This window comes from Pseudomonas sp. Pseusp15 (assembly GCF_059492165.1).
The window spans coordinates 2,577,619-2,596,024 of sequence record NZ_CP168523.1 but is presented as its reverse complement, the minus strand read 5'-3'; the positions used below and the strand labels follow the sequence as shown (position 1 = coordinate 2,596,024).

Genomic DNA, 18,406 nt, shown 5'->3' with positions numbered 1-18,406 from the left:
CGATCAGTGGGCCAGGACGTCAGTCGCGAGCAACAGGTGCGGGCCATTTGCACCAGGCAGCAGCACAACGCTGTAGCGCTCGCCGGCCTTGAGCTGGCCGAGGTCGAGTGGCGCACCGACATTGGTTTGGGCGCAGACCAATTGAACCGATAGGGTGACCGGGTTGATCGCTCGGCGTTGCACGCTGCCGTCGGCCACCTCCTTGAACAGGTCGGTGTTTTTCCCCGCAGCACGCAAACCGGCCTGGGTGCACGCTGGATCGGCGCTGATAAACGCCAGCGAGGCTCTCAGGCTATTGAAATCGTCGGGTTGCTCACGGATGACGACCTGGCGGATACCTTGAGCGCTGTCTGGCAAAGCGATCACACTGGTGAATTCGCCTGCTGCCACCTGGATGTCCAGCGGCTGGCTTTTGCCGTCGCGTTCCAGGGTGCCCTTGATCGGCTGGTTGGCGGGCACGGGCAGGTAGTCGGACACGGCATTCGAACCCTCGAGCCTGAGGCTGGCCCGCGAGCCTTCGGCCAGCAGCTGCAAGGGGCGGTCGGCGGCGTTGATAAAGCGCAAGAAGGCCGAGTCCTGATCCGGGCCCGTCGGGTACAGGGCAATGTCGGCGGCCTGGGCGTGCAGGCTCAGCATCAAGGGCGCGAACAGCGCCCAGCCACATGCGGATCGAGTCATTTGCCGGCTCCTGTGCTGCTGACGGTGTCGGCGGGCAACTTGGCCAACGCACCACCAATCGCAGTGCCCCAGGCTTGATAACCGGCAACGGTAAAGTGCTGCCCATCGGTGGTGATCCACTGCCCGGGTTTGGAGAACGTCAGCGAATCGATGTAGGTGCAAGGCGCCACGTTCGCGGCTAAAAACTGCGACATCAACTGGGTGCGGGCATCATTCTTCTGGTACATGCCACCGGCTTTGCCCCAGGCCGGGCCCACCCAGGCGCAACGGGTCCCGGTGGCCGCGATGGCCTTGGCCAGGCCGGTGACGCTTTGCCATGCCCAGGCCTTCGGAAACACGGGCTTGTCATAGGACGCCATGGTGTCGCCGATGACCAGTACCACCAGGTCGGGCTTGTCGGCGGCGATCAGGTCCTGGATCGGTGTGGTGGTGGCGTCACGACCCTTGATCACCATCTTGTCGTTGCCTTTGCGCTCGGCACCGCAGTCGACCTTTTTACTGATCAGCCAGTCGCCAGCGCTGGCGCCACAGGCACCGATGGAGTGAACCAGGGCGCCTTGGCGAGTCAGGTTGTCGTGCAGCGGCTCCAGCAAATGGTCCGCGAGGCTCATATGGCTCTCCCCAAGAACAAGGAGCGTCAGGCCGGCAAGGGCAGAAGTGGGCATCGGAAACTCCAGAATGATCAGTTGGAATAAGGTGAGGCGTACGGACTGACCGGCAAGCTCATGGGGCCGCTGATGTCCTCGAACAGGTAACGCAAAGACAGGGCGCCGCTGAATTGTTGGTAGTCGTGGGCGTTGTCCAGGCCCAGATTGGCGCCCAGCAGGAAGTTCGAAGCGACCTTGTATTCAGCCGCTGCGGCGACGCTGTAGCCGATCCCGGTTTTGTTTTGCCCGGCGTAACGCAGGCCCGAGGCCGCCTGCAGGGCTTTGTCGGTCGGGAAATAGTCGACACTGTCTTGCTCGAAATGCTGCACGCCGACCGAGCCCTTGACTTGATACGTCAAGCGCCCGGTGCGTTGTGCCCAGGTCACCGGTACGCCCAGGGCGAAGAACGTCTGCGGACTGAAATAGCCGCCGTGGCCATAGGTGAAATAGTCCTGATTGTTCGCGTAGCTGATGCCGGTCATGCTCAGGCCGACGGTCAGCTTGCTGTCCGTTGCATTTTGCAGGTACCAGTAGATGCCGCTGCCCAGTTCACTGCGGCTGTTGGATTCGACATGGTTGCCCAATAGCTGGTGCCAGGAGGCGTAGCCATAGGCGCCGACTTCACTGTCGTCATAGCTCAACTGGCCGCGCCCGCCGTTGGCGGTCACACCGCCCCAGGACTGCCCGCTGCGTTTGTCCGTGGTGCCGGCAAACGAGGTGACGCTGTCAGTCACCGGACGCCGGGAAACGCTCACCCCGTAGCGGACATTAGAGGAGTCGCTTATGGGGCGATCAACGCTGATGCCGCCCGTGGCGGTGGAGTATTTGAAGCCGAGCGGGGTGGTGCCGAGATCGGCCTTGAGCCCATCCGCGGGCCGTTGAATAGCGACGGAAAGACCGACACCCTCGGTTTTTTGCGAGCCGGCGCCTTCGCTCTGCGCACCGCTACCGAAGCGCTGCAGTGCTTCGCCGCTGGCACTGCCGGCGTTCAGTGAGACCGGTGTCACGCGCAGGGCGACGCGGCTTTCATCCAGCGGGATATTGATTTCCAGCGGCGTTTCAATATCGGTCAGTTTGCTCAACCCCGACTCACTGTTGTTGCTGCGAATGCTCACGCCCTGGGTGACGTAGGCACTGCGCTCCTGAAGGATTTTATTCAGCGCCAGTTGTGCGGGGCTGATGTCTTCACTCACCAGTGCAGCGCGCGGTAGCTGCGACTCGAATGGATTGCTCGCCTGCTGGGGCCTTGGCAGGGCGTCGATGCCAAAAGGGGTGTTAGACCTCACGCTGCCCGGTATTTCCTGAGCCGGTGGCGGGATCGCTGCCAGCAAGGTGTCGCGACTGACCTCGCTGCGTGGCCCCGACACCCCCGCAAAAGGGTTGGGTGCCACCGTCGAACCGGCCAGTTGGCCGCTCTGGCTTCTGCGTTTCTCGCTCTGTTCGATGGCCACTGCCTTGCGCAGCAGATCGGTCGCCGTGCCGGTCTTGCCCATGTTCTGGTAGAGGCGGGCGGCCTCGGTCAGCGTTTGAGGGTTGCCGGATTCGGTCTTGAGCAGCTGTTGCAGTGCCTGTTCGGCAAAGCCTGTGTCATGTGCCAACACCGCCGCGTCGGCGGCACCCAACAGCAGTTGTGGGTCGTTTGGCTGACGTTGTAACAGCGGCTTGTAGAGTTCGAGGGCTTTTGCCGTGTCGCCGTTGGCCGAATACATTCGCGCCAGCGCCGCGACGGCGGCGCTGTCACCGGGACGTTGCGCCAGCGCGGGCGCCAGCGTGTCATACGCGCTGGCCAGATTGCCTTGTTCGCGTAGATGGTCAGCCTGGCGGATGCGATAGAGATGGAGCAGGTCGTCGAAACGCTTGCGAGTCGGTGCGTTCAAGGGCTTGTTCTGAAGGTCGCGCAGAATCTCGTTGACCTGGGCGTCTTCCCCGGACTCAAGCAGGACCGAGGCGTATTGCAGGATGAAGTCCGCCGAGGGCGCAGCGGTGTGTTGCAACTGGCCGCGCATGAGGGCCAGCGCTCGGGTCGGCTCGCCGATCTCGACATAGGCCGAGGCCAGGCTCGCCGTGCGATCTGGACTGTTGTTGGCCATCGGCTGAGTACGATCGAGCAAGGTCAGGGCTTCCTGGCGCTGTCCGCGCTTGCCCAACCCGATCGCCTGGCTGAGTTGCAGGTTGAGGCTGACATCAGCGGCCAGTGCTTCCATGTCCGGGGTGCGCTGGTCGGGGCGCAAGCGTCCCAAGGTTGCCTGGGCGGCTTTCCACTCACCCATCTGGACCGACAGCAAGGCGCTGACGTAAAGCGCATCGGCATTGTCGGGGTGGGCCTGGAGCATGGTGTTGATCAGGTCCCGAGCCTTTTGCGGTTCGCCCATCGCCAGGTTCAGGCGGGCCAGGGCGAAACGTGTCCAGATGTTGTCCGGCTCAACGCGCAGCGCGTCTTGCAAGGCGTTGCGCGCAGCGGGCAGGTCGTTGCGTTGTTCGGCGAGGGCGGCCAGTTGTGTCGCGCGCAAGGCTTGCAGGCGTGCGGACTGGCCGGTCTTTGCCTGTCCGGTGGCTGGCAGGCTGTTGATCAGTTGCAGGGCTTCATCGTTCTTGCCGCTCTTGAGCAGCACATTGACCAACCCTTCCTGTGCTCGAGGGTCGTCGCGGCGCAGATTCAAAATTTGCCGATAGTTGCGCTGAGCCTCATCGAACTGGCCCGCGCTGGCCTGAATATCCGCCAGGGCGAGGAGAGCATCCGCCCCGTTTGGATTCTGCCGCAGCGCCTGGTTCACCAAGGCCTGTGCCTGGGCTGTCTGGCCTTTGGCCTGGGCATCGCGGGCCTGCTGCAACGCAGACCAGTAGCGCACTTCGTTCAGCGCCACTTGCCAGCGGCTGCCGTTGTGTTGTCGCGTGGCCTGCCCCAGGAGCTTTTCCGCTTCGGCCAGTCGCTGTTGCTGCTGGCGAATAACTCCAAGGCCGCCCAGCGCGTCAGCGTCATCGGGCTGGGTTTTCAAGCGTGCTTGAAACGCCTGTTCGGCGGTGGCCTGATCGCCTGCTTTGAGCGCCTTCAGGCCGCGCGCGACTTCGGCGGGCGGTTGCCATTCCTTGCTGGCCGTCGTTGCCGGCTGTTGCTTGCCCTTGTTCATCTGTGCGCGGATTTCCACGTCATCCGGATGCGTCTTGAGGTACGCCTCGAACAACGGTACTTGTGCCGGATTGGGCGGACCGATCCAGGTCAGTGCCAGGCGCCAGCTTTCGTCGGCATCACCGGCAATGTCGGTACGCTGGGTCAGCGCGGCCAGTGCACGAATGCCCTCGGCACGGCTGTCTTCACGACGGACCAGATGCTTGGCGTAAAACAGCGCGACGATCGAGTCGTTGGGCATCTCACGTTGCAGGCGCTGGAATCCGCTGCGTGCTTCAGCCCAGTCAGCCTGATTGAAGGCAAGGTTGTTGTAATACTCGCGGCCGATCGTACCTTGAGGTGGGCGGCCATCGAACAGCGAGCGAAACACGGCGGTCGCCTTGTCACGCTCACCGGCATCGACGAGGCGCCGAGCCTCCTCCAGGCGCTGCTGGTTCTGCGGTTGGGCCACGCCGATGTCCTGCGCCAATTGCAGAGCCTGCCGAGGCGTTGGCTGGATGGCCTGCAAGCGGGCGAGGTATTGCTGCGCCTGTTGTGGCTTGCCCTGTTGCACGCCGATCAAGCCCAGGCCATAGAGTGCGTCAACCTGGACCGGGTCCAGCAGCAGGACTTTCTGCCAGACTTCCGTAGCGCGTTGAGGGTTGTTGTGCGACTGCCAGTAATGCCCTTGCTCGACGAGTAACGTCTGTGGCGTCGGACTTTGAGCGTGTGCAGCAGCCGTCCATGCGCTCATGACGGCGATGGCTAGCGTGCGGTGGTGCGCGTGCATGCGGTCTCCCAGGAGAGTTTCAGCGTTCCGTCTTCCCGGAATCGGTAATGTTTATCTGCCCAGCCGAGCGCGAACAGGCTAAGCATGAAGTTGTAGTAACGCGGCGGACTGGCGTCGGCATCAGGCCTGGCCAGCGCCTCTTGCAAGGCGAGCTCCACGCGCTGGCGTTGTTGATCGGCCAACCGGGGATGCCCCTTGGCCTCAAGGTAGGGAATCAGTGCAGCCCAGAATCCAAACGGGCTCTGACCCTGGACACTGCCGTGGAGAATCCGGACTGTTTCCGGGGGGGAACCCGTCGCGACAGTGCTGCGAGCCATGCCGTCCAGCCGTTTGAGCAGGAGCGCTGCCAGCGGTTCGGAGGCGTCGCTCATGCCCAGCCAGAGGTACGCGCGAATGGCATCGTAGCTACCCGTGTCGCCGTTGATCGGGTCGCTGACGAAGACACCCGATTGCGCTGAAGTGCCTTGATAACCGACCCAGTCAGCGACAAAACCGTGGTGGCTTGATTGGGCAATCATCGTCGCGGTGTTGTTGGCAATCGCTTGCCAGGGCCCGTTGGGAGCTTCCTTGGCCAGCCGCCGTAACAGTGGCAGTGGCAGGTAGCTGGGGTTCAGGCGCCAGAGAGCATCCGGCAGGACGAAGCCCTGTGGTCCAGGCAATACCATCGGCCCCAGCCCGGGCAGCGAGACGACCAATTGCGCTTCAATCGTCGCCATCAGGTGCAGGGCATCCTGGCGATAGTCCGGCCGATGCCACAGTCTTGCGGCTTCGAGCAGGGCGTAGGCGATCCACAGGTCGGCGTCGGCAGCCGAATTGGCGTCTTGCAGACGCCACTGACCGTCCGTGCCTTGCCCCCATAACCAGCCTGGCAGGCGAGTGGCTGTGGCGGAGCCTGCGAGGTTGGCTGATGTCCAGCGCCAGAGTTTGTCAAAGCGTGCCTGATCGTTGCCGATCAGTGCGAAGAGCATGCCGTAGGATTGCCCTTCAGAAGTGCTGTGATTGTTCTCCAGGCTCGATTCCAGAACCCGGCCGTCGGCCTGGACGAAGCGCGTTGCATAGGTTTGCCACAGTGGCCAGGCCGGCAACTCACAGGGAGTTGTGGCGGCTATCGCAGGCACCGGCAGGGCGAGCGCAAGCACAACGCTCAACCTGCGCGCGTTACCGCGCAGGCACTGGCGAAGTGAAACCGCCCGGCTGCTCATGGACGACACAGGCATGCGCAGCTCATTGGCCAAGACGACGTTTGGCCCGTAAGCGCAGGGCCAGGTAAGTCATCGAAGCAAGCAGCAGGACCCCGAGGAGCGTGAACAGCATGAGCGCCATTATGTTTTGCGAGAGGTACCACTGCAGATAGCGCAATGGCCCCAGGCTCCCGACGTAGTAGTCCTGTTCGGCGACCAGCGATTTGACATGCTTGCCCTTGACCACCACCAGACTGCCTTGCAACTCGTGGGCGTTTTCTTCGCTGCTGAGCAGGGCGTTGGTCACGTCGGCCAAGCCGTTGGGCCTTGCGCTGGCGATAAACACCACACTGCGCCCACTCTTGAGCGGCGATTCGAATCCAGTCAGATAAGCACTGCCGTCGTCAGCGCTGAACCTGAAGCTGCTGCGCGCTTCACGCAGATTGGTTTTCGTATCCGGGCTGATCCAGTTGCGCAGACGCAAGGGCAGGTCAGACAATTCAAAGTACTGCGCAGCAGCTTCGTCCTTGGCCGGCAGCAGGCTTTGCCATTGCTCCAGCAGCGGCTGATTGTTGCCCGAGGCGAGCACCAGCAGATCCCGGTCGCGTTGCTCGGCCACCTGGTCGGCGTGGACCACCTTGACGCCGGTGGCCGGATAACCGGTGGAGTCGCCGAAGCGGCCCAGCACGGTCAGATAGGCGCTCAGATCGGCCGGGCCTGGCTCGTTGGGCAGGATCACCGATGTTTCAGAAAGGTCGGCCATACGGGTGAACGGGAAGCCGCTGTCCTTGAACACCCCGAGGTTGGGCATGGCCATGAAGTGTTCGTATTGGCTGAGGTCCAGGGTCGAGTCCGGGTCAATCACACCGCGCATGTTGTCGATGATGATGTCGCGGCAGTCGCCCTGTTTGATGTAGTCATACATAAAGCGAAATTGCAGGCGTGATTGCAGCGCTACGGAATTGAGCGGCAACAGCATGCGCGACGTGCGGGCCAGGCTGTCGTCGGTTTTGAGCATCGCCAGCAGGCTGTCGCTGTTGCCGAGTTTCTCGATCGAAGGCAGATCGATCGACTTGATGAAGGTATCGTTGAAATTGACCAGCAACGAGGAATTGGTGGAGACCGGCTGCGGCGTATAGCGGTATTTCAGGTCAAGTTGTGCGCCGGGCTCACGCCAGTTAAACAGGTCGGGTGGCAAGCGCAGCGCAACCGTCATTTGTCCTGGGTTGTAACCCGACACATTGAGTTCTGCGGGCTTGGCCAGTTCACCCAGGCGAACCGGGCGGTCGGAGGGCAGCCAGTTAGGCGCGTCGTACGGTCGGCGTGGCTTGAGCGAGTCGATCCGGTCGATCACCACGCTCTGCCCGGAAAAAGCCGAGCCACCGAGGGCCAGCGCGGTCGCGGCGACTTTGAGATCGGCGCCATCGCGCCCGGAGACGATCAACAGTTTGCCCTGAGCATCATTCGGGTTGCTCACGAGTGTCAATGTCGGCCCCGTGGCCGCTTTGATCGGCAAGCCACTCAAGGCCGTCGATTCGCCGCTGCTGACAAACACCACGGCGTTGCCTTTGGCCGGCAGGCTGGTGAGGCTGGCGGGGAAGGTTGCGCCGCGGTAGCTGGCCAGGGCGCCAAACCAGGACGACAGGATACCGGCGGCCTCAAGCTCAGGGCCGCCCGGGCGCGCAGTGAACACGAAGGGCAGCTTCAGGGGCGAAGCGTCTCGACGATCGAACAAGGGCAGAGGCAGAGCGGACAGGTCGTTGGGCTGTTTAATCGAGGACACCTGGAGGCTCAGCTGGCTATCGTTGCCGATCTTGGCCCACAGGCTGGAGTGCAGAGGGTCTTCACATTGCATCGTGTAGTGACCGATGAACTGCAGGCTGAGCCGGTTGAATTCGGTGATGGTTTGCGGCGGAATCTGCACGGTCCGGGTCTGCAATTTACCGGCCTCTTCCTTCGGGAGGGGCAGGCTGGCGGCCACTTGATCGTTGATCAGCACGTTGATTTGCGAAAGGTCGGCCAGCAGCGCCGGTGAATAGCTGTACTGCAGCGTGACCTGCGCAGCCGTGACGACTTCATCGGCGCGCACATTGAAGTTCACACTGTCGGTAGCCTCCACGCCTTTAAGGTTCATCGAATAGCTTTTGCCGAGCTCCTTGAGGGTGCGGGTATAGCTGTTGCTCGGGGCATCGGTCCCGGGCAACGATGCGACCGGCATCACCGCCGGCTCTGTGGCGTTGATTGGGGTGGTAGCACTCAACGCCCAGTCGCTCCAGCCCACTAGTGAGCAGGCGAGCAGCATGAGTGAGCGACGAGGAGGAAAGGTCCGGCGAGTGGAAGGCTTCAAGATCGTTGCGTGTCCGCGGTGGGGTCGATGGGTGATGGAGTGGCCGGGCGTTTGCGCAGCAGCGCCTGGCTGTCCTTTAGGGTGGCAACGAACAAGCGCAGGATGGCGCGCAAGCCAATGCTGCTGACCTCGCGCAACGCTGACATTGGCGCGTCGAGGCGGCCGTTGCCCCACGTGTTGGCCCAGGTGTCGGCCCGTGAAAAGGTCAGTCGCACCAGCTCACTTTGCTGGCGCAGGGTCAAACCCTCGAATTTCACGCCTGCCACGTTGTCGTTGCTGAAGATCGTTGTTGCGGGAAAGAGGCTTGAGGGAGGTGTGCGCAGAATGCACAGCCGCAGCTTCTCTTTGGCGCTGAGCTGAACTTGCGGTGGCAGTGCCAGACCCACGCCGTTTTGTGAGAAGTCCCGGGTTATGCAATCGAACGATGTGCCGTCTTCGCGATAGACGCGCACGGGCAGATCCGCGGGCACCCTGGGCTCGTTGCGCACCTGAGAGGACTCAGTGGCCACCGCCACGGCGGTGCTGACGATGATGATGTTGTACACGGTCCAGATCAGGTTGATCAGCAGGGTCGTGACCTCGGCCGAATCACTCCCGACCAGTTTCACCACGCCGATCGCCAGACCGATCATGTTCAAGGTCAACAGGACGATGTAAGGCCGCGCGAGCTTCCAGTTGAAATAGTCCTTTTCGACGGTGCCGCCCTTGTCGGTTACGTTGAATTTGCCCAGCGAAGGGCTGATTAGAGCCAGCAGGACCGGTCGCATGATGTGCCAGGCCAACACCGACTCATACACTTCGTTCCAGAAGGAATGGCGGAAGCGCCCCTGGATGCTGGAGTTGGTCAGGCTGGAATGGAAAATATGCGGCAGTACATAGACCGTGACCATCAACGCCGAGGCATGGAAAATCTGCGCGTCGAAAAACAGGTAGGCCAATGGTGCGGTCAAGAACACCAGGCGGGGCAGACTGTAGAAAAAGTGCATCATGGCATTGAGGTAGCAGATGCGCTGCCCCAGGTTCAGCCCTTTGCCAAACAAGGGATTGTCGGTCCGAAAAATCTGCACCATGCCCCGTGCCCAGCGTATGCGCTGGCTGATGTGTCGGGAAAGGCTTTCGGTGGCCAGTCCCGCCGCTTGTGGAATGGCGAGGTAAGCGGTGTTGAAACCACGGCGATTGAGCTTGAGTGCCGTGTGCGCATCTTCGGTCACGGTCTCGGTGGCGATGCCGCCGACTTCCAGCAAGTGAGTCCGCCGGATGACCGCGCAGGAGCCACAGAAGAATGCCGCGTTCCACAAGTCGTTGCCGTCCTGCACCAGGCCGTAGAACAGCTCACCTTCATTGGGTACCGAGCGAAAGGTATCGAGGTTTTTTTCGAACGGATCGGGTGAGTAGAAAAAATGCGGCGTTTGCAGCAACGCCAGGTTCGGGTCCTTTAAAAACCAGCCCATGGTGATTTGCAGGAAGGAGCGGGTGGGCACGTGGTCGGCGTCGAATATGGCAATGAACTCGCCATCGGTGACTTTGAGTGCCTCGTTGAGGTTGCCGGCCTTGGCATGTTGATTGTTGTCGCGGGTGATGTAGTTGACACCAATCTGCTGACAGAAAGCCTTGAATTCCTCCCGGCGTCCGTCATCGAGCACGTGCACCCGCAGTTTGCCCTCGGGCCAGTCAATGGCCTGAGCCGCGAGCACCACCAGTTTGACGATACCCAGTGCTTCGTTATAGGTGGGAATGAACACATCCACCGTCGGCCATTCAGCGGGTGGCTGTTGCAGAAACTGCGGTTTACGTTGCAACGGCCAGGCGGTCTGTATATAGCCGAAGACCAGGACGAGCAAGGCATACAGTTCTGCCAGCACCAGCCCGTAGCCAAATACGGCATCCTGCCAGTTGTCGAAGTCCAGGGTGTCGGACAGGCGCCAGTACATGTAACGCAACGAAGCGATCAGCGAGAGGGTAATCAGGGTCAGGATCGCCAGACGCCCGGTTTGCTTGCGGATGATCAGGCTGGCGGCAAAACAGACGGAGGCAAACACGGCTTGGGAATACAGATTCTGCGGTGCAGTGAGGATACCCAGCACCAACAATGCTGCAATCAGCCCGCCTGAAATTTTCAGGCCCAGGCGCCAACGCAGGGGCCATTGGCTAAAGCGATCCTGGAAGCTATCCAGCAGCTTCTGCAACCACCAGGTCTTTGCAGGTAGCTGATTCAGCTGGACGGTCATAGCGTGCCCTGCTGGCTGGAAGCATCCGTGAAAAGCAGGGCATGGACCGCGCCTGATAGCGACAGAATGTCCTGACAGCCAATGCTCTCAGGTGCGTACTGCAACAGGTCCCGACCATAGGCCAGCGACTCGTTGAACTGGTGATCGAGGCGAATCGTCCCGATCAGGTTAGCGCCGAGCCGTCGCTGAAACAGCACGCCCATGTCCCTGCTGAACGCACGAGAGTCATCCCGTTGGTTGAGCACATACCGCTGCCGCTGTGCGCGTCGCGGGCTGGTTTCCAGCCACTGGGTCATGGTGTCCAGTGCCAGGTAGGAGGCCGCGTCGGCCACCGTCATCACCAGCACCAGATCGGCGGCGTCGAGTGCCTGTTGCGAATAGACGGTCGCGCCCGAAGGCGTATCCAGGATCACGATATCGTTTTCGCTGAGGTTCATTGACGCCAGGTGCTGATTCAACCAGTCAGCATCTTCAAGCAGCATCTGCCTGAGCAATCGGCGTTCGTTCAGCTCGCCAGTGCCGAAGGGCAGGCACTCACTGTCACTAAAGCCCGGCAGGCGATGAACGCCCCAGTCGGCGTCCTGCTCTTTGAGCTGGATCAGCCCGGGAGCCGGCCTGGTGATACCCAAGTGGCTGGACAGCGCGTTCTGAGGGTCCAGATCAATCGCGATGACTCGCCCGCCAGGGTGCCGAAGTGTTTTCGCGAGGCCAGCGGCGATGGTGCTTTTACCCACCCCGCCATTCGCTGAAACGATGGCAATGACCTTCGCCTTGGTCCGCTTGCGAATCGTTTCTGGCAGACCGTCCCGACGAACCTGGTTGAGTTCACGCAACAGGTCGCTCAATCGCTGACGGTCACCCGTAGCAGAACTCGCAAGTGGTTCGGTCAGGGGAGGGGGCTTGGGCGATGGTGGCGAGGGGGGAATATTTTTCACCGGTTCGACCGGCGGTTCTGGCTCAGCCACCGCAGGTATGACCGGGTCGTCTTTGAAATCTTTATAGTTTGGTTGTATTTCCTGGTAAGTCTCTGCGTTTGCGCCAAAACGTGTAAAGAGTTTCGTAATGTCGTCTACATATTTCATGCGTTGTACCAGGAATGAAATAACTTAGAAACTCAGCATTCCATTAACTTAACAAAGTTGATGCGTCGTCTAGGCGTTGGCAGAGTGCCATTAATTTAGGGTTTCCATGTAGGTGTGTCAATAATTGTTATAAAAAGTCAGCGAGTCATGTTGGTGTTTGTCCAAGTATTATTTGTGTGTTGTGATATTTGTAGAAAGTGTGAATGTTAAAGTGCGCTAAAATAATAACTGTCCAATGAGGTGTGGTGCGGTAGCAGATAATAAGTGCATTTATCGGGAGAAATAATTTCAGAGTATTTCTGCTTCAGGAATAAAAGAAATCTCTTCGGTTTCAATGGGGGTGGAGTAGTGTGAGTCTCGTTTCCGCTAAAGTTATTGTTCTATTGGCTTTCGTTGAAGTTCGTGAAGATTGAAAAAAAGAAACTTCGGTCTCTTTTTATGGTTACCAAGTTCCACCACTTCTGACGCAAATGTATCTCTGTGTATCCAGGCCGCATGCCGATACAGACTGTTTCTTTTATGGGCGGTTGGTGACACATCCGGGATACCCGTTCGGCGTCAAATGAACTCCATCGAGACATCGTTCAATAGTTCAACCACCCAAGGAGTTTCCAATGAAAAAAGTAATGGCCGCTCTGGCCTGCACCGTTAGCCTGATCATCGGCGCCAACGCGTCGGCGCAAACTGAAAAGCCTACTGTTGTTCTGGTGCACGGCGCCTTTGCCGATGCTTCGAGTTGGAATGGCGTGGTGAAGATCCTCGAAAAAGATGGATACCCTGTTGTGGCCGCCGCCAATCCATTGCGCAGTGTGAAGAGCGATGGCGCTGCTGTTTCTGCGTTGCTCGATGGCATCAAGTCGCCTGTTGTGCTGGTCGGCCACTCCTACGGTGGCAACGTCATCAGCGAAGCGGCCAACGACCATGCCAATGTAAAGGCACTTGTTTACGTCGCCGCCTTCGCGCCCGAGGCGGGCGAAACGGTCGCCGGGCTAGCCGGAAAATTCCCGGGGAGTACCCTCGGCCCAACCCTCGCAGCGCCTGTCGCACTGGCTGATGGCGGCAAGGATTTGTACATCCAGCAGGACAAGTTTCACGATCAGTTCGCCGCTGACGTCCCCACCGCGCAGGCGGCATTGATGGCGGCGACTCAGCGCCCGGTCACCGAAGCGGCGCTGAACGAACAGTCAGGTACGCCCGCCTGGAAGCACATTCCGTCCTGGTACATCTATGGCGACAAGGACAAGAACATTCCACCGCAGGCCATGGAATTCATGGCCAAGCGAGCCGAGGCCAAGGTGGTGAAAGTCGTTAAAGGGGCTTCCCATGTCGTGATGGTTTCAAACCCGGAGCCGGTAGCCCGGCTGATTGAAAAAGCGGCTGCGGCGATGTGATTCCTGCGCTTGTGAAGTGTAGGTAGGCAGAGGGTCAAGTATCGAATCAAGGCATCAAGTGAGGAACTCATTTGTGCCTTGATCGATTTTTGAACGGGTGGTCGTCAGTAAGTTGATCAGCCGGTGAGCCTCTGCGCCGAAGCATTTCACCGGCTTGCCGTAGCGACGCCTCGCAAGGCACCGATCTGTTTAACCCCTTAGAACCAATAATGCAGGCCGAGCATTAATGACTGGGCGCTGTAGTCAGTACGCACATCGCCTTGGGGCAGGCCCTGAATGTCACCGAAGTGCGCATCGCGAGTCTTGAGGTATCGATAATCCAGGGACATGGACCATTGCTCGGTGAGTTCGTAACCTACCCCGGCGCCGAGTTGATAGGCCGATACAGTGTCGCGATGAGTGTTGCCGAACTGGACGCCGCCGGCTTCCAGGCCACTGACCGACAGCTTGGTGTAACCCAGGCCGCCGCCGATGTAAGGGGTGAACCGATTGAAGGGGGCTGGCAGGTTCAAGACGTCATACCAGAGGTTGGCCATGACGCTGGTGGCTTCCTCTTCGCCTTTCCCGTCGATGCTCCCGCCGCCTTCGTAGACCCGGTTATTGAACTGGGTCAGGGTGTTTTTGCGGTAGCTGAGTTCCACTTCGGGTCTGAGCCCGATGGGGAATCGCCAGCCCAGTGCGAGTCCGGTGGCGTAGCCGGAGTGTAACGGTTGGTTGAATTCCATCTCGACAAAGTCGAGGTTGTTTTGGTTAAGGTCCTGCGGAGCCACCCAGTTCAGACCACCCATGACGCTGACGTAAGGGCCGAGCGTGTCGGCGGAACTGGACTCAGGGGCAATAACGCCCATGCCAATGACGCCCATCATGAGATACAGAGGTTTTTTAAATAGGTTCATGCTCGGTCCAAAGTGTGCCGTTATCGATAAGTAAGCGGGGGGCGGCAGCGAGCGTGCAACACGCTCCCTCCCGGGATATTTCATACACGGTGCAAATGCGTTCCAGGTTTTTCGAGCCCTGGGGTACTGATGGCATTCGCTCGTTGTTCAGCCAGCGTGCACAGGTTGCGCAGTGCCGTAGTCATTGCCGCGGTCAGCATTTTGCGTAGCAGCCCGCGGTATAAAAAACTCAAGGGGCCAGAGATCTTTGCGCTATGGATGACTTGGGTTTCATTCGGGGAAAGCCTGCGCATCTGGTGATCGAACTCAAGGTCGATCCAAAGCAGTCTTGCCGTGTTCCGATAGCTTTCATGCAGCTTCACTGCTTCCAGTTTCAGCGGCATGTTCAGGCCATTTTTGAGGACGCATTTGCCTCGCGTTCCAGGTTGAAACGGGCCATTGAGTTCGCACTGGCGAACGTCGGTATCCCATAGCGGCGCTTCTGAAAAATTGCTCCAGATATTCCAGATTTCAGCACGCGGCGATTTGACTATGACTTGCACTTTGACATCGTTCACGGCGACACCTTGATTGTTGGGGGCACGGTCATGCGGGAGAGTGGGATCAATTGAGTGCCTCAGGCCGCGGGTGCGGATTGACTCAGCACCTGAGCTGTAATGCTGGCTTGACCGATTTTTTCGCCCCGGTTGAACAGGTCGATATAGATGCGGTTGGTTTTGAACGGCTGTTGTGCGTCAAAACCCGCTTGCGGTGCCAATGACAGCGGACTGTTCCTGGGGATTGGCCGATCCAGGGTGAAACTCAAGGCCAGCAGGTTCATCGGGGTGTTGAGTGGAATCCGCAGATGGCTGTGGGCAATCTGCATGTAGCACTGGCGGGCAACTTCGAGGAAATACACCATCGAATGGTGCTCGGGGTCGCCCTCCTGGAAGAAGTGCTCATCCGGCAGTTTGAGCGTGTCCACGCTCAAGCCCTGAGCGATGCCGCTCATGTCACTGACGATGACGTTTTCTTCCCTGGCCTTGTGCAGCAAGGCCTTGTCACGGCAGCGAGTGGCCGTGAACTCGCCGGCGGGCGATTTCTCGAACGCCGAGCTGTAGGCCATCCCAAGGACGCAGGTGCACATCAGCTTTCCGGCTTGCATGACCTTGGCATTGAACACCTGGGAGTCTTTTTCCTGTTCCAGATGCAGATCAATCACACCCTCCTTTTGTACGTATTGCTGGAACTTGATATTCAGGGTTTTGACATACGCGACTCGCCCACTCAGTGGCGGCATGGCGAGTTCAATCAGTTGCAACACGCCCTCAAGCAATAGAATGCCGGGGATGTGATCAAGAGGGTGATCGAAGAAATAAGGGTGCGCTTCATTCACCACGAGCCGGGCGTGCAGTGACTGAGCGCCGCGCTGGACGTTGGCGATCACGATGTTTTCCGGGGAACGTTGCCAGTGCGCCGGGCGCTGGACTTCAGTGCCACGGTGCAGGGCGAAAAGACTCTCCATGGCGCGAACCCGGACACGCAGCCCTGAGAGCAGAGTGTTGGTCAGCATGTCGCTGAGTTGCAGCACGTCGACGCCGTCGTTTTGTGGTTCGCGGACAAGGCTGACAGGACGGGCAGGCGGGATCACCGGTTGCAGTTCATGGTGGGCCGAGTGAGCAAAACGCAGGGTAAAGGGATGCTTGATGGCAGGAGCGGGTTCGGCCACCGTGCTCCATTCCCGAAGCTTTTCAGTAAACAACCACATCACTGCCTTGCCGGCTTCGCGAACCTCGATCACCGTGTGAGCCGATGCACTCAACATCACCGCCAGCAGGGTTTCGATGCCACTGGCTTCAGCCAGGAAACCGGTAATCTCTTGCAGAGATCCACTGGCATGAGTCGCGTCAGGTTGCAGCTCGCAGACTTCAATGTTCTGGTATTGACTCCGCTCTTTGCCCAGCAGTTGGCAAGCCTCTTCCAGCGAGTTCGCGGCATGGGCGAGAACCGCCGCGCGGATCACCAGTAAAGGTTTGTCGCTGGCGTCTGGTTGATAGGGACGCAGCGCAATCAGCCCCAGTCCTTCACCTTGCACCGTCGCTGAATGTCGGGCGCGCTCGATCTCGATTTCACCGCTGATAAAGCGTCCTGCACCGAGCAACAGCGTGGTTATGCCGTTCTTGAACCATTGCTGCGATGCCAGCAAGGTTTGCCAGAACAGACCCGGGGTGCCGACCAGTGTTTGATGGAAACCCTTGAAGTCAAAAATCTGCGTCGGGTAGCCGGACAACATGTTCGGCAACATGGTTGCCACGTCCGCTACCTCCACGCCCGGTGGCGTGCCTTGAGCCTGGGAGTAGAAGCTGTGAGCGCTGCTGTACGCATTGCTGAAGCGTTCCCCGCCCATGTTGCAGCACATGACCATCGCCGTGCCGGGTGAGCCGGCCACACCCGGCAGGCGTCGCAGCAAATGATTGACGCGATCGGTGATCAACAACTTGAACGGATCGACATGGGCCAGAGGTTTGGGGCCCATGCCGAAACCGTCGATATCAATGACGCGATCCTGCGCCAGGAATTGGCCCAGTAACGGCTGACCTGGGGCAGGGGTGTAATCAACGAAACGCCCATAAGGGAAACTGACTGATGGCGCTGCCGGCCGATCGAGCTGTTGTTTGAATGACTGCAACGAGCCGTGACTGCCGATCGCTGCTTCAGCCTCGACAATCGCAAGGTCCAGTATTAACACGCCGGGGTTGGCTTGAGGGGCGACAGGGCGGTTGTCGGGAATATATTCATCCACTACCAGATGCGCATTGGCGCCGCCAAAGCCAAAGCTCGAGATGCCTATACGGATCGCCGACTGCCGGTCCGCGAGGGGCTGTATCTGCCTTGTGGCCAGTCGCAGGCTGGTCTCGTCGACTTTTGCGCTGGTACGGTAGTCGGGCTGAGGTGGAATCCCTTTGTGACGCAAGATCATCAGCGCCTTGGCGAGCGAAGCGCCTCCAGCAGCGGCCAGTGGGTGGCCAATGACGGACTTGATCGAACCGATGGTGATTTTTTTGCCGTCTGTGCAGTGGGGGGCGAAGAAGCTGTTCAGCGAGTCCAGCTCTGTCGCATCACCCAGCGGAGTACCGGTGCCATGGGTTTCGATGTAGTCCACGTCATTGGGATCAAGACCGATATAGGCACGCTGGTAAGCCGTGTACTGGGCCTGTTTGCCAGGTGCAAACACTGAACCTTCGGCGCCATCGGCGGACATTCCCAATGCCCGTAAAACACCCAGGGGACGGCGCTGCGCAATCAGGGCCTGCGATACAGGCTCGACCAAAAAGGCGACTGCACATTCGCCCGGCACAATGCCGTCAGCGTCCTGGCCGAACGCCTGCATTTGGGCCCGGGCGGAAAAGGCGGTCAACTGCGAGAAGCCCAGAAACAGCGCCGGTGGCAGCACGGTGTTCAGTGCCATGACAATCGCGTTATCCGCCTGTCCGCTATTGACCAGGGCCTGAGCCATGTCGATTGCATAGGGGAACGAACTACAGGCGGTGTCGACCGATAACGCCGGGCCACCGAAGGCAAAAGCCGCCGCCAGTTCAGCCACTTGTTCACCCGGCGTGTAGCCCTGTGGTGCTTCGGTTTTTCCGGACATGCCGGTGACGAAATAACTCTCGTCACTCCAGGATGTTGCGACCACCAATGCGGTGCGTTCTTTGATCAGAGTCGAGCCTTGTCCGGCAAGCTGGGCGAGGAGTGTCTGCAGTACTTTCTTACCGATGGCGACCTGCCGTCCTTCATGCCGTGAAGGGGTTGATGCGTCATCGGTCAGGCAAAAAGCGCTGTCCAGGTAAACGCGATCCTTTTCACCTGCCTTTGCTGAATAGATTGACGCCTTATCCAGTTCCCAGCGTGTCAGCATCGAATTGATAGGTGCTATCTGTCCTTGCGTCAGCAAATGCCAAAGCGCATCCGTTGACGGTGCCCCGGGAAACTCGCCGGCCATTGCGCTGAAGCAAAAGTCGCCCTCTGTTGTTACCGCGCCATTCATACCCTGTCTCCTGATTGCCAAAATGCTGGGTGA

The 18,406-nt window shown here is 59.6% G+C and carries 11 protein-coding genes; 1 reads left to right on the top strand and 10 read right to left on the bottom strand.

The window, feature by feature from the left end; all coding sequences use genetic code 11:
• Nucleotides 1–3 precede the first annotated feature (3 nt).
• From ACEN8R_RS11525 to bcsQ, 7 genes are read right to left on the bottom strand one after another with little or no spacing between them, the layout of a single operon-like run.
• Complete coding sequence (locus ACEN8R_RS11525; RefSeq protein ID WP_495624896.1) at nt 4–678, bottom strand: alginate O-acetyltransferase AlgF; 675 nt, start codon at nt 676–678, stop codon at nt 4–6.
• On the bottom strand, nt 675–1,343 hold the full coding sequence (locus ACEN8R_RS11520) for an SGNH/GDSL hydrolase family protein (RefSeq protein ID WP_026286561.1): 669 nt from the start codon (nt 1,341–1,343) through the stop codon (nt 675–677). Before ACEN8R_RS11520 ends, ACEN8R_RS11525 begins: the two co-directional genes overlap by 4 nt.
• A 17-nt stretch (nt 1,344–1,360) precedes the next feature.
• On the bottom strand, nt 1,361–5,221 hold the full coding sequence (locus ACEN8R_RS11515; protein WP_495624895.1) for a cellulose biosynthesis protein BcsC: 3,861 nt from the start codon (nt 5,219–5,221) through the stop codon (nt 1,361–1,363).
• The gene (gene bcsZ, locus ACEN8R_RS11510; RefSeq protein WP_018927938.1) at nt 5,197–6,438 is read right to left on the bottom strand and encodes a cellulose synthase complex periplasmic endoglucanase BcsZ; all 1,242 of its coding nucleotides are present in this window, start codon (nt 6,436–6,438) and stop codon (nt 5,197–5,199) included. The genes ACEN8R_RS11515 and bcsZ overlap by 25 nt, the downstream gene beginning before the upstream one ends.
• Nucleotides 6,439–6,445: 7 nt before the next feature.
• The gene (bcsB, locus tag ACEN8R_RS11505) at nt 6,446–8,749 is read right to left on the bottom strand and encodes a cellulose biosynthesis cyclic di-GMP-binding regulatory protein BcsB (protein WP_280630367.1); all 2,304 of its coding nucleotides are present in this window, start codon (nt 8,747–8,749) and stop codon (nt 6,446–6,448) included.
• On the bottom strand, nt 8,746–10,977 hold the full coding sequence (gene bcsA, locus ACEN8R_RS11500; RefSeq protein WP_018927940.1) for a UDP-forming cellulose synthase catalytic subunit: 2,232 nt from the start codon (nt 10,975–10,977) through the stop codon (nt 8,746–8,748). Before bcsA ends, bcsB begins: the two co-directional genes overlap by 4 nt.
• Entirely contained in the window at nt 10,974–12,059 is a 1,086-nt protein-coding gene (bcsQ, locus tag ACEN8R_RS11495; protein ID WP_026286563.1) for a cellulose biosynthesis protein BcsQ, read from the bottom strand. The genes bcsA and bcsQ overlap by 4 nt, the downstream gene beginning before the upstream one ends.
• 614 nt (nt 12,060–12,673) lie before the next feature.
• Here bcsQ and ACEN8R_RS11490 point away from each other — a divergent pair.
• Nucleotides 12,674–13,450: an alpha/beta fold hydrolase gene (locus ACEN8R_RS11490; RefSeq protein WP_018927942.1), complete on the top strand. Its 777-nt coding sequence runs from the start codon at nt 12,674–12,676 to the stop codon at nt 13,448–13,450.
• 197 nt (nt 13,451–13,647) lie between these two features.
• Here the strand turns inward: ACEN8R_RS11490 and ACEN8R_RS11485 are convergent, their stop codons facing one another.
• The 3 genes from ACEN8R_RS11485 to ACEN8R_RS11475 all read right to left on the bottom strand — a co-directional run bounded on the left by ACEN8R_RS11485 (nt 13,648) and on the right by ACEN8R_RS11475 (nt 18,373).
• Nucleotides 13,648–14,346 (bottom strand): outer membrane protein, encoded by a 699-nt coding sequence (locus ACEN8R_RS11485; protein WP_018927943.1) that lies wholly within the window; start codon nt 14,344–14,346, stop codon nt 13,648–13,650.
• A gap of 80 nt (nt 14,347–14,426) precedes the next feature.
• Nucleotides 14,427–14,903 carry an SRPBCC family protein gene (locus ACEN8R_RS11480; RefSeq protein WP_019020906.1) on the bottom strand — a complete coding sequence of 159 codons (477 nt, stop codon included), beginning with the start codon at nt 14,901–14,903 and terminating at the stop codon, nt 14,427–14,429.
• Nucleotides 14,904–14,962: 59 nt separating this feature from the next.
• A complete protein-coding gene (locus tag ACEN8R_RS11475; protein WP_026286564.1) occupies nt 14,963–18,373 on the bottom strand; it encodes a polyketide synthase family protein in 3,411 nt (1,136 codons plus the stop codon).
• Nucleotides 18,374–18,406: the final 33 nt, after the last annotated feature.

Coding starts and splice junctions, on each gene's coding strand:
- bcsA (WP_018927940.1), bottom strand. CDS start 10,977: ATGACCGTCCAGCTGAATCAGCTACCTGCAAAGACCTGGTGGTTGCAG.
- ACEN8R_RS11515 (WP_495624895.1), bottom strand. CDS start 5,221: ATGCACGCGCACCACCGCACGCTAGCCATCGCCGTCATGAGCGCATGG.
- ACEN8R_RS11520 (WP_026286561.1), bottom strand. CDS start 1,343: ATGCCCACTTCTGCCCTTGCCGGCCTGACGCTCCTTGTTCTTGGGGAG.
- bcsZ (WP_018927938.1), bottom strand. CDS start 6,438: ATGCCTGTGTCGTCCATGAGCAGCCGGGCGGTTTCACTTCGCCAGTGC.
- ACEN8R_RS11490 (WP_018927942.1), top strand. CDS start 12,674: ATGAAAAAAGTAATGGCCGCTCTGGCCTGCACCGTTAGCCTGATCATC.
- ACEN8R_RS11485 (WP_018927943.1), bottom strand. CDS start 14,346: ATGAACCTATTTAAAAAACCTCTGTATCTCATGATGGGCGTCATTGGC.
- ACEN8R_RS11525 (WP_495624896.1), bottom strand. CDS start 678: ATGACTCGATCCGCATGTGGCTGGGCGCTGTTCGCGCCCTTGATGCTG.
- ACEN8R_RS11475 (WP_026286564.1), bottom strand. CDS start 18,373: ATGAATGGCGCGGTAACAACAGAGGGCGACTTTTGCTTCAGCGCAATG.
- bcsQ (WP_026286563.1), bottom strand. CDS start 12,059: ATGAAATATGTAGACGACATTACGAAACTCTTTACACGTTTTGGCGCA.